The sequence below is a fragment of the Bacteroides sp. HMSC067B03 genome (assembly GCF_001811315.1).
GTDB classification, from domain to species: domain Bacteria; phylum Bacteroidota; class Bacteroidia; order Bacteroidales; family Bacteroidaceae; genus Bacteroides; species Bacteroides faecis.
On sequence record NZ_KV804336.1, the window covers coordinates 193,564 to 204,941 of the forward strand.

Annotated in this window: 9 protein-coding genes and 2 pseudogenes; 8 read left to right on the forward strand and 3 right to left on the reverse strand. The window is 41.2% G+C overall.

Features of this window, described 5'->3' with window-relative positions:
- The 7 genes and pseudogenes from HMPREF2794_RS10005 to HMPREF2794_RS10030 all read left to right on the forward strand — a co-directional run bounded on the left by HMPREF2794_RS10005 (position 1) and on the right by HMPREF2794_RS10030 (position 7,129).
- Entirely contained in the window at positions 1 to 1,269 is a 1,269-nt protein-coding gene (locus tag HMPREF2794_RS10005) for a nucleotide sugar dehydrogenase (RefSeq protein WP_070751440.1), read from the forward strand.
- A complete protein-coding gene (locus HMPREF2794_RS10010; RefSeq protein WP_234076565.1) occupies positions 1,256 to 2,263 on the forward strand; it encodes a glycosyltransferase family 2 protein in 1,008 nt (335 codons plus the stop codon). The genes HMPREF2794_RS10005 and HMPREF2794_RS10010 overlap by 14 nt, the downstream gene beginning before the upstream one ends.
- A gap of 161 nt (positions 2,264 to 2,424) precedes the next feature.
- Positions 2,425 to 3,078 (forward strand): sugar transferase, encoded by a 654-nt coding sequence (locus tag HMPREF2794_RS10015; protein WP_070751441.1) that lies wholly within the window; start codon positions 2,425 to 2,427, stop codon positions 3,076 to 3,078.
- 81 nt (positions 3,079 to 3,159) lie between these two features.
- Positions 3,160 to 3,400, forward strand: a pseudogene (locus HMPREF2794_RS29495) (IS66 family transposase); the annotation flags it as partial.
- Between the two features lie 98 nt (positions 3,401 to 3,498).
- Positions 3,499 to 4,749, forward strand: coding sequence for a DegT/DnrJ/EryC1/StrS family aminotransferase (locus tag HMPREF2794_RS10020; protein WP_070751442.1), 1,251 nt, complete (start codon positions 3,499 to 3,501; stop codon positions 4,747 to 4,749).
- A gap of 1,374 nt (positions 4,750 to 6,123) precedes the next feature.
- Positions 6,124 to 6,651, forward strand: a complete 528-nt coding sequence (locus tag HMPREF2794_RS10025) for a DUF805 domain-containing protein (RefSeq protein ID WP_010538568.1) — start codon at positions 6,124 to 6,126, stop codon at positions 6,649 to 6,651.
- A 103-nt stretch (positions 6,652 to 6,754) separates the two neighbouring features.
- Positions 6,755 to 7,129 carry a RidA family protein gene (locus tag HMPREF2794_RS10030; protein WP_010538567.1) on the forward strand — a complete coding sequence of 125 codons (375 nt, stop codon included), beginning with the start codon at positions 6,755 to 6,757 and terminating at the stop codon, positions 7,127 to 7,129.
- On the opposite strand, the gene HMPREF2794_RS10035 is transcribed toward HMPREF2794_RS10030, so the two are convergent.
- Entirely contained in the window at positions 7,097 to 8,572 is a 1,476-nt protein-coding gene (locus HMPREF2794_RS10035; protein WP_070751443.1) for a bifunctional folylpolyglutamate synthase/dihydrofolate synthase, read from the reverse strand. The genes HMPREF2794_RS10030 and HMPREF2794_RS10035 overlap by 33 nt on opposite strands.
- Positions 8,573 to 8,703: 131 nt before the next feature.
- Here HMPREF2794_RS10035 and HMPREF2794_RS10040 point away from each other — a divergent pair, with 131 nt between their 5' ends.
- The gene (locus HMPREF2794_RS10040; protein WP_010538565.1) at positions 8,704 to 10,029 is read left to right on the forward strand and encodes a PhoH family protein; all 1,326 of its coding nucleotides are present in this window, start codon (positions 8,704 to 8,706) and stop codon (positions 10,027 to 10,029) included.
- 102 nt (positions 10,030 to 10,131) lie between these two features.
- On the opposite strand, the gene HMPREF2794_RS10045 is transcribed toward HMPREF2794_RS10040, so the two are convergent.
- Both HMPREF2794_RS10045 and HMPREF2794_RS10050 read right to left on the reverse strand, forming a co-directional pair.
- Complete coding sequence (locus tag HMPREF2794_RS10045; RefSeq protein ID WP_070751444.1) at positions 10,132 to 11,112, reverse strand: dihydroorotate dehydrogenase-like protein; 981 nt, start codon at positions 11,110 to 11,112, stop codon at positions 10,132 to 10,134.
- A 15-nt stretch (positions 11,113 to 11,127) separates the two neighbouring features.
- Positions 11,128 to 11,378 (reverse strand): annotated as a pseudogene (locus HMPREF2794_RS10050) (alanine racemase); the annotation flags it as partial.

Here is an 11,378-nt window from a genome sequence, read left to right on the forward strand (position 1 = left end):
ATGAAAGAGACTAAAATCTGTGTAATAGGCTTGGGTTACGTAGGACTTCCCCTTGCTCGTCTTTTCAGTTCTAAGTACAGGACCATTGGTTTCGATATGAACGCAAAACGTTGTGAGGCTTTGATGGCTGGTCATGATTCAACACTTGAAGTAAGCGACGAACTGCTTCAGGATGCAATCAATAATCATGGTTTTCTTTGCACAGCAGACATCGAACAAATTAAAGATTGTAACTTTTATGTAGTTGCAGTTCCTACTCCAGTGGATGAGAATAACAACCCTGATCTTACTCCTCTATATGGAGCATCTACTACTGTCGGTAAAGTTATCTCCAAAGGTAATGTGGTTGTATATGAATCAACTGTTTATCCTGGGGTAACAGAGGATGAGTGTATTCCTGTGGTAGAGAAAGTAAGTGGCATGAAGATGAATATAGATTTCTTTGCAGGTTATTCTCCTGAGCGTATCAACCCTGGTGATAAACTTCATACAGTTGAACATATCAAGAAAGTAACATCAGGCTCAACTCCTGAGATTGGGCAATATGTAAATGAGGTTTATGCTTCTGTTATCACAGCTGGAACTCACCTTGCTCCTTCAATTAAAGTAGCTGAAGCTGCTAAAGTGATTGAGAACTCTCAGCGTGATATTAATATTGCATTTGTAAATGAACTTTCACGTATTTTCAACAAAATGGATATTGATACTCTCGATGTTCTTGAAGCTGCTGGTACTAAATGGAATTTCTTGCCTTTCCGTCCAGGTCTGGTAGGTGGTCACTGTATTGGCGTTGATCCTTACTATTTGGCTCAGTGTGCCCAACGTCATGGTCATAATCCGGAGATTATTCTTGCCGGACGACGAATGAATGATGGTATGGGAGAGTATGTAGCTACTGAAACGGTTAAGTGTATGCTTAAGAAAGGAATTCAAGTGCTTAACTCAAATGTTATTCTTTTAGGCTTCACTTTTAAAGAAAACTGTCCTGATGTACGTAACACTAAGGTTGTTGACATCTATCGAACTCTGAAGGAGTATAATGTGAACGTAACAGTTTACGACCCATGGGCTAATCCTGCCATAACAATGCACGAGTATGGTGTTGAGGTAGTAAATGAACTACCTACTCAAAAATTTGATGTTGCAATTGCTGCTGTTGCTCACAAAAAGTTTGAAGGAATGGATATTTGTACTCTCTTAAAGGAAAATCATGTTATCTTTGATGTGAAGTGTACATTGGATAGAAATATTATCGATGCTAGATTGTAATATGGGTTCAGCGCAGTTACCCTTTGTTTCAGTTCTTCTCGTTACTCGTAACGAGAAGAACTACATTGAGAGGTCATTGATGTCTCTTATTAATCAGACATACCCTAAAGACAAATATGAGATTATCATAGCGGACGGAAAGTCTGAAGATGGAACCCTTGATGTTATTAGGAAATTTCAAGATAAATATATAAAGGAAGGGCTGGTGATTACTGTTGTGACAAATGAGAAGAAAATCTTAGCTACGGGATGGAATATCGCTATTAATGCAGCTAAGGGAGAATATGTTACACGTATAGACGCTCATGCCGAAGCAGAACCTGATTTTGTGGAAAATAGCATTAAAGCAATCTTAAAAGTTGATGCTGTATGTGTAGGCGGTAAGCTAACTTCTCTTTCTTTGGATGGTGCTGAGAATGTGATATCAAAGGTGCTGTCTTCTCCGTTCGGAGTGGGAAACTCATCATTTCGCGTGTCAAGTCAAGCATGTTATGCAGATACTGCAGTGTACGGTTTGTATAAGAAGAGTGTGTTTGAAGAGGTTGGATATTTTAATGAGAAGATGGTGAGAAATCAAGATATTGAACTCCATAGCAGAATAAAAGCGGCAGGTTATAAGTTTTATTTTGATCCCTCAATCAAATCGACTTATTATACTCGTACTACTCTGTCTAAAATGTTGAAACAGGCGTATGGTAACGGCTTTTGGAATATGATTTTGCTTAAGAAAGGAAGCTCTGCACTTTCGTTACGTCATTTAATTCCGTTTGCATTTGTGGTTTTCTTGATGCTATCCATTATTTGGGGGTACTTTTGGAGGACAATATGGGCTTTATGTTTGGGTATTGTTTGTCTTCATTTATGTTTGGGGCTATATTTCGCTGGCAAGAAAACGCACTCTTTGTTAGAGATTTTAGAAATGTCTTGGCTATTTATGTCCCTACATCTGGCATATGGTTGGGGGTATATAATGGCTATATTCAAGAAGATTTGATTTGTGAAATTCAAGTATATGAGAAACTTTCATAATATGTTTGATACAGAATCTCCTTCTTTTCATAACAAGATTCTGATAGAGTGTCATATGAATGGTAATCCGGGGGATACTTTAGAACATGTTTTGGAACAGATTTATGATGAGTTATTCCTAACGTTATGTGTCTTAAATTTCTTTTCGATCGCTTAGTCTCTCTGATCGGTTTGCTCTTTCTGTGGCCTTTACTTATCGTTGTGGCCATTCTTATCAAGATAAAAATGCCGGGTGGTCCTGCTATATTCACTCAAAAACGGGTAGGGAAAGATGGTAAGTTGTTTACTTGCCATAAGTTCCGCTCGATGACGATGAAGCACAGTGGTTCGACGGTGAGTGTGGCGGGCGACAGTCGTATTACGCCTTTGGGTGCTACACTTCGCCATTACAAGATTGATGAGCTTCCGGGGCTGTGGGATGTCCTGATTGGCAATATGTCGTTCGTTGGTCCTCGTCCCGATGTGCCTGGTTATGCTGATAAACTGCAGGGGGATAACCGTATTGTATTAAAACTTCGCCCGGGCATTACGGGGCCTGCCACGCTGAAGTATCGTTTGGAAGATGAGATGATTTCGGAGTATGTGGCGAAGAAGCAGGAAGAGGGGGACTGCCGTTCCGCTCAAGAAATCGCCGAAGAGTATAACAATAAGGTGATTTATCCCGATAAGGTGCGCATCAACAAATACTACTACGAGCACTATTCTTTTATCAAAGATATCCAGATGGTTTTTTGTACTGTTCTCGGTAGAAATATGAACTATAATAACGAAATTATATAATTTGCAATTATTCGACTTTTCTTAGAACAAAAAGTTGGTATAAAATAAAAGTTGTGATAAGCAAGATTACCACGAAGTTTGGATAATCTTGCCGAACGAACTATCCGAAAGCTAATGACTCAACGTAACAATTTGCTTCATTATGGTAGTGATGCAGGAGTAGAAATGGCTGCCTTATCACAGTGTAATTGAAATGGTGAAGCTTTATGGAAGTTTTTGGAGGAATTTCATCGGGACTTTTTTCAAAGATATTTTTAACGGCTACAAAGGTCATGTTAATATGACTCCTGACAAAATTACTTTGGCTATAAGTCAATGTTAAATTCAAAGTATTTTTTTATACAACCAGGTTTAAGGTACTCAAAAGTTTCCTTTCAAAAGGGTATGCCCTAATTGAATACTTATTAATCATATAAATTTATGGATAAACGAATTTATCTTTGCTTGGCTCACATGAGTGGTAAAGAACAAAATTTTATTAAAGAAGCGTTCGATACGAACTGGGTCGTTCCTCTTGGTCCGAACGTGAATGGGTTTGAGGAAGACCTGAAGCAGTTTGTAGGTGGTCGGAATGAGGTTGTGGTCCTTTCGGCAGGTACGGCCGCCGTACATTTGGCCTTGATCGCTTGCGGTGTGACCCCCGGGGACGAAGTGATTGTGCAGTCGTTTACGTTTTGCGCTTCCTCGCATCCGATCGCTTACTTAGGTGCTAAGCCTGTATTCGTGGATTCGGAAATGGATACCTGGAACATGGATCCAGAACTATTAGAAATAGCTATTAAAGACCGTATTGAGAAAACCGGAAAGAAACCGAAAGCAATTGTGCCTGTGTATCTGTATGGTATGCCTGCCAAGATCGATGAAATCATAGCAATTGCGGAGAAGTATGACATTCCTGTTATCGAGGATGCTGCCGAAGGTTTTGGCTCGAAGTATAATGGGCAGATGTGTGGTACATTCGGAAAGTACGGTGTGCTGAGTTTCAATGGTAATAAGATGATTACGACTTCAGGAGGGGGGGCTCTAATAACTCCTTCTGCAAATGATAAGAAAGAAATAATGTTCTATGCTACCCAAGCCCGTGAAGCATATCCATATTATCAACACGAGAATATCGGTTATAACTATCGTATGTCAAATATCTGCGCTGGTATCGGTCGAGGTCAGATGACTGTAGCTAATGAGCATATTTCTCACCATAAGCATATTCAGAAGATGTATGAGGAGTTACTTGCAGACATTAAAGGCGTAACTATTCATAGTCAGCCTTCCACAGGAGAATATGATAGCAATTATTGGCTCTGTACCATAACCCTGGACCCTGCGCTGAAGGTGAGAGGACAGGAAAATGCTTATCAGGTAGTTGTTCAAGGCGCAGTGGGAGGTGCTGCCGGTGTGACTCATGAGGCAAGGGAATTGCATACCGATTGCGAACCTAATGCTAATGTTGAAGCTATGCGTATTTTTCTTGATACAAAAGGCATTGAGAGTCGCCCTCTTTGGAAACCTATGCATAAACAACCTGTATATGCCGATGCTGATGCATATGTGAACGGGGTTTCAGAAAAGCTCTTTAAAGTCGGTATGTGTCTGCCTAGTGGACCGTGCGTTACTGATGATGAGGTGCGTTACATCGTTGAGTGTATTAAAGAAGCAATTCTAGTCGGTTAATACTTCATATCCGATTTTGCTTGTGATTAGCATTAAAAAAACTCTTTTTACAAAGACGAAATGTACATATGTTTGCACGATGCACATTCACCCACAGTTTTGGAATCGTGCGCCGATGCTGTTTGTGATATGAAAGAAAGTTGGGATTTGTGTTTCTCGACTCACGCAACTTTTTTTGCTAATAATAGAATTCGCTTCGTTGATTACTTCATTGGCATAAAATCACGAGTCCTCAAATCGTTGCTCTCGTAATGAGAATAGATTGATTCAAACTCTTTAAGCTTCCACATAGCTTTTGGGTGATAAAGGTAGAACGGAACAAAGAAAGTGAAAAGACGGGGGCAGCGAATGCTTACAAAGTAAATTAGTGCGAGTTATAAAATAGGATATTACTCCATTTGTAATTGCTTGCAATTTAATTCTTAGAATTGAAATAAACGACGATTGGGAGCGTATTCTTGAACGAATACACCGATAAAAAGAAAAAAACATTGAGAAGATTGTATTGAATCTTCTCAATGTTTGAACCCAATCATTAAGAAGATTTTTTCAAACTTCCCAATGATTTTTGTAAACTTTCAAAGTGACATAATGACAAAAAGGACATATGGTCCCTTTTATAAATTCTTATGATACATTCTTTAAACTATCTTGCTGATTTTTAATTCATTGAGTGCCTTTTATGGACTGTTTTTATGTGATTGCCGAAATCGTATTTTACGCGAGTTAGATTGTTGCTTTGTTGATGAATGCTTTTGGTAGTTTACCAATAAAGTGTTGGATGTTGTACGAATTATTTAAAGGATGAAGTGTGGGAGATAGCATTAAGGACAATAATAACTGGTTATGCTCATAACAACAAAAAATCAGGTAGATATTTGTACACGATTTTAGGAAAACATGGCATTTGCTTTCTGTTTTTTACCTTGCTGATCCGCTTCTTTTTCCTCATTGCCATTTTCAAAACTATTATATGTCTTTTTGTCCTTTTGTCTTTTTGAGAGAGAAGGGTAAAGCGAAGTGTTGGATGCGGATGAGTGCGTGCAACTATTTGTAAACCAGATTATAACATGCTATTTGTTTCTCGGATAGGAAAAACGGAATCCTCAAAATAGGTTGTAGTATCGCGTAATATGCTTTTTGGGGGAATATTTTTGTGGCAGGCTTCGCAAGTGAGGAGATTTCATCGGTCAACAGTTAATAGGTTTAAGAAAATATGCTACAAAAAACTACTTGGTTTCTTTTTTGTTTTCTATTCTTGATAGAAAAGGCGATTTTTTGACATAAAAGCTTTCTTTATTTAATTTATTTTATATCTTTGCTAGCATATCAAGATTACAATCAACTATTTATTCACATAAACTTAATAAAATTATGTTCAAAGCTCCTTTTTCTTTTGACGGTCGTATTCGCAGGATCGAATATTTCCTGTCTGGTATTATCGGTGGTATCGTTTTTGGTATTGCCTATTCTCTGGGATTAGCTACTTTATTTCTTGGTGCGGCTGCCGGTTCTGCAGGTGGTTCTGTTTTCGGTATCCTGATTGGTTTCGTGGCAGGTATTGCCTCCCTGTGGTTTTCTTTGGCACAGGGCGTTAAGCGTTTGCACGACTTGAACAAATCCGGCTGGCTGATTCTGATTTGCTGTGTTCCTATCATTGGTTGGGTATTCGGCCTTTATATGTTGTTTGCCGATGGTACGGTAGGTCCTAACCAGTATGGTGAAGATCCGAAAAACCGTATGCCGTATCAGCCACAGCCTGCTTCTGTCAATGTAACGGTGAACGTGTCGAGAGACGGAGTAAAGGTGGATCAGACGGTGAAAGCCACTCCTGCCGAAGCATCGGCTGAAACTTCAGCTGAAGCCCCTGCTGAAGAAGAAAAAACAGAAAAAGCTGAATAGTCTTTAATAAGAAGAAATATGGTTGCCTCTTGCAAAATTCGTTTTGCGGGAGGCATTTTTTTGCTACCTTTGAGGATTGGTAAACAAAAAAAGAAAGATAAATATGAAAAAAGTAATTTGCAGTGAAAAAGCGCCGGGAGCTATCGGACCTTATAGTCAGGCGATAGAAGCCAATGGAATGGTATTTGTATCCGGTCAGTTGCCTATTGATGCGGCTACCGGAAAGATGGCGGAAGGAATTGAAGAACAGGCACGCCAGTCGCTGGAGAATATAAAACACATCCTGGAAGAGACAGGTTTGACAATGGGAAACATTGTGAAAACGACTGTATTCCTCCAGGATATGTCATTGTTCGCCGGGATGAACGGTGTATATGCTACGTATTTTGACGGAGCTTTTCCGGCACGTTCGGCAGTTGCTGTAAAGGCTTTGCCGAAGGATGCGTTAGTAGAGATTGAGTGTATCGCGGTTCGCTAACAAATCGGCAACAATAAAGTTACTGCCTCCCACGAAGATAAAGTCTTTAGGGGGGCAGTTTTCTTTTGCCGCCCGCACGGCGTCTGCTACGGTAGGATAGGAGGTACCCTTCAGTCCCGCTTCCGAAGCCATTTTCATCAGCTCATCTTCCGGCAGCGCACGCTTCACGCTCGCTTTGGTGAAATAGTAGGTGGCGTCTTTCGGCAACAGTTCCAGGACGCTGCTGATATCTTTGTCATTGACCATGCCAAATACAATATGCAGTTCCTGATTTAATTTATTGTGTATATAGTTAAGCTGCTGACGGATACATTTGAAACCGTCGGCATTGTGACCTGTGTCGCAGATGACGTCGGGGTAGCTCTGGAGCTTTTGCCAGCGTCCCATCAGACCGGTCATTTCGCATACGTCAGAGAATCCGGTATGGTAATCCTTCTTGCTGATTTCATATCCCCGGTTCTTCAGAATCTCCAGGGCTGCGAGGATCGTGAGGCAATTTTCTGTCTGACAGAGGCCGCTCAGTTCGTAGTAGAGTCCCGTCATAAAACTGGAATTATGAATCAATATCGCGTCTTTTCTTTTATCAATGATTCTGTCTATGGCGTGTATGGCGTCGGTCGGGTTGATAAGAGAGACAAATTGCATCATTTTCATCGGAAGCTCCTGTATCTGCTGAAGTTTTATTTCCTCCTCCAATAACTCCTGCAACTCGACTCTGGATTCTTTCAGGGTATCATAGGGGGCATATCTCACATTGGTGCAACTCTTTAATTCTTCCGCGAAGACGATGCAGGCATTCATAGCCTTGGCTTTCATCGTGAAGACTCTTTTCACTGCTCCTGATACTTTACCCACTATTACCGGAATGTCTTCTTTGATGATTCCTGCTTTTTCTTTGGCGATTTTAGTCAGTGTGTTGCCCAGATATTGCATATGATCCCAACCGATATTGGTAATGACACACAGATCGGGGGTGATGATATTGGTACAGTCCAGACGTCCGCCCATACCTACTTCGATTACAGCTACATCTACCTGCTGGTCGGCAAAGTAGCGGAATGCCATTGCTGTGGTGAGTTCGAAGAAAGAAGGGTGCAGAGGCTCGAAGAAAGAACGGTGTTCTTCTACAAAGCTGACTACATAATCTTCGGGAATCATTTCACCGTTGATACGGATACGCTCGCGGAAGTCAATCAGATGCGGGGAAGTAAATAGCCCGACTTTGTATCCTGCTGCTTGCAGTACGGCTGCGATCGTGTGTGAACAGGAGCCTTTTCCATTTGTTCCGGCGATGTGAATCGTTCTGAATTGTTGATGCGGATGACCTAAATGTTCGTCCAATTTGTGTGTTGTCTCTAAACCCGGCTTATATGCTTTTCCACCAATTTGCTGAAACATAGGTGTACTTTCATATAAGTACTTTAAAGTGTTCTGATAATCCATGTTTTATAATATTTAACTCCGGGCAATCTTTATTGCTCGCAAAATTGTTTATCTTTAGAACCATCAATTCAACCGATAGCGGAGGATTGATGAATCAGACTGCAAATATCAACATTAAATTCTAAGAAATCATGGGAACTAAGAAAAATTTTGTAATTGACACAAATGTTATTCTTCACGACTACAATTGCTTGAAGAATTTTCAGGAAAATGATATTCATCTTCCCCTTGTCGTACTGGAAGAACTGGACAAGTTCAAGAAAGGAAACGAGCAGATAAATTTCAATGCCCGTGAATTTGTCCGGGAACTGGATTTGCTGACGAGTGACGAGCTGTTCTCCCAAGGGGTGAGTCTGGGAGAAGGAATGGGTCGCCTGTTTGTAGTTCCCGGAAATGTGGATGCTCCCAAAGTGCATGAGTCTTTTCCGGTGAAGAAACCCGACCATCTGATACTGGCAGCTGTTGAATATCTGGCAGCCAAATATCCGAAAACTCCGGCTATATTGGTGACCAAGGACGTAAACCTGCGTATGAAAGCCCGTTCTATCGGTATTACCAGTGAGGACTATATCACAGATAAGGTATCCAATGTCGATATATTCGAGAAATCCAATGAGATCTTTGAAAATGTAGATCCGGCATTGATCGATCGCATCTATTCATCTAAAGAGGGCATTGATCTGAGCGAATTTGACTTTAAGGATGTCATTCACCCTAACGAATGCTTCGTTTTAAAGAGTGATCGTAACAGTGTACTGGCGCGCTACAATCCTTTTACTCATTCCATTTGCCGGGTAACGAAAGGACGTAATTATGGTATTGAGCCCCGTAATGCCGAACAGAGTTTCGCTTTCGAGATACTGAATGATCCGAACGTCAAATTAGTGGCATTGACCGGAAAAGCGGGAACAGGTAAGACATTGCTGGCTTTGGCAGCAGCTTTAGGCAAGTTGACTGACTATAAGCAGATATTGCTGGCACGTCCGGTAGTGGCATTGTCCAACAAGGATATCGGTTTTCTTCCGGGGGATGCCCAGGAAAAAGTGGCTCCTTACATGCAGCCGCTATTCGATAATCTGAATGTGATCAAGCGTCAGTTTGCCGCCAACTCGACCGAAGTGAAGCGTATCGAAGATATGCAGAAAAGCGAGCAGCTGGTGATTGAAGCATTGGCATTTATCCGCGGACGTAGTTTGAGCGAAATGTACTGTATCATTGATGAAGCGCAGAACCTTACCCCGAATGAAATAAAAACGATTATTACCCGTGCAGGTGAAGGTACGAAGATGGTATTCACAGGAGATATCCAGCAGATTGACCAGCCTTATCTGGATAGCCAGTCCAATGGTCTTGTGTATATGATCGACCGTATGAAAGACCAGAATATCTTTGCACATGTCAATCTGGTGAAAGGGGAACGTAGTCAGTTGAGTGAGTTGGCTAGCAACTTGTTATAAAAATGAAGAAATAAGAATGAAGAAAAAAGAATGAAGAATTACTTGCAGCATAAATGCGCTAGCGAATTCTTCATTCTTCATTTCCCCAAAGTTCTTCATTTTTTAGGCTTCTTTCTTTCCGAAGTATTTCAGGAATTGGGTACGTTCGAATGTATTGATACCTTGAACGTCTTTAATATTCAGCTTTCCTTTGAATTGAGCGATATTATTGAAACCTTTGCGTTCCATCCATGCGGAAAGGAAACGGGTGGATTCTCCGATAAATGCATTCGTATTCTGATAGATAGCACTGCAAACTTCTACGGCTGAAGCACCGGCAAGGATTACTTTTACTACCGCTTCCGGATTGGCGACACCGCCGGAGGCTGCATAATCGATTTTGTTTACCACTGAAGAAGCGATTCCAATCCAGCGGAGAGGAGTGGCAAGGTCGGCGGAGGTGCTGAACACTTCACCGGATACTTGTTCCATATTCTCAATGTTGATGTCCGGCTGGTAGAAACGGTTGAAAAGAACCACTGCAGCTGCTCCGTTAGCATATAGCTGGTCGATCAGGGCTACGGGGTTGGTCAGGTTGTCACCCAGTTTCATAATAACCGGAATGGTTACCGTTTGTTTGATATGACGCAGAATGTCGATGTGACGCTGCTCAAATGAGCCATACGTATATTGCACATCCGATTGCAATGCCAGAATATTGATTTCCAGTGCATCGGCGCCGGCCTCTTGTATCTGTTTGGCAAAGTCTACCCATTCCGAGTCTGAATAGCAGTTGATGCTGGCTATGATGGGAATAGAACACTCTTTCTTGCTTTCCTTGATTAAAGTGAGATATTCAGCTAACTTATGTTTACGGATATATTCTTCCAGATAATCACTTGCTTCCGGATAAAAAGCGGGGTCTTTCAGTTGATCCGCTTCCAGCATAATTTGCTCTTCAAACAGAGATTTCAGTACAATGGCACCTGCTCCTGCTTCTGCCAGTCTCTTATTCTTGCCGGCACTGTTGGTCAGTCCCGAGCTACTGATAATGATTGGGTTTCTGAGAGAAAGCCCTGCGAAAGTAGTTTTTAAATCGGTCATGGTAATAATGATTGATTAAGTATTATAGTTTCTTTCTCCGAATATCTTGCTTCCGACCCGCACTAAAGTACTTCCTGCAGCGATTGCTTCGTGATAGTCGTGTGACATACCCATCGACAATTCGCGGAAAGTATCCGAATCGGCAAACCAGTTTGCTTTTATTTCCTGAAAGAGCCTATTCAGTAAACAAAATTCCCGGTTAATTTGTTCAACATCGTCGGTGTTGCTTGCCATTCCCATCAATCCGCAGATGCGTATGTGAGACA

Bases quoted from the DNA above. Each gene is read 5' to 3' on its own strand.
- HMPREF2794_RS10040 (WP_010538565.1), top strand. From the start codon at position 8,704: ATGGGAACTAAGAAAAATTTTGTAATTGACACAAATGTTATTCTTCAC.
- HMPREF2794_RS10030 (WP_010538567.1), top strand. From the start codon at position 6,755: ATGAAAAAAGTAATTTGCAGTGAAAAAGCGCCGGGAGCTATCGGACCT.
- HMPREF2794_RS10015 (WP_070751441.1), top strand. From the start codon at position 2,425: ATGTGTCTTAAATTTCTTTTCGATCGCTTAGTCTCTCTGATCGGTTTG.
- HMPREF2794_RS10035 (WP_070751443.1), bottom strand. From the start codon at position 8,572: ATGGATTATCAGAACACTTTAAAGTACTTATATGAAAGTACACCTATG.
- HMPREF2794_RS10010 (WP_234076565.1), top strand. From the start codon at position 1,256: ATGCTAGATTGTAATATGGGTTCAGCGCAGTTACCCTTTGTTTCAGTT.
- HMPREF2794_RS10005 (WP_070751440.1), top strand. From the start codon at position 1: ATGAAAGAGACTAAAATCTGTGTAATAGGCTTGGGTTACGTAGGACTT.
- HMPREF2794_RS10025 (WP_010538568.1), top strand. From the start codon at position 6,124: ATGTTCAAAGCTCCTTTTTCTTTTGACGGTCGTATTCGCAGGATCGAA.
- HMPREF2794_RS10020 (WP_070751442.1), top strand. From the start codon at position 3,499: ATGGATAAACGAATTTATCTTTGCTTGGCTCACATGAGTGGTAAAGAA.
- HMPREF2794_RS10045 (WP_070751444.1), bottom strand. From the start codon at position 11,112: ATGACCGATTTAAAAACTACTTTCGCAGGGCTTTCTCTCAGAAACCCA.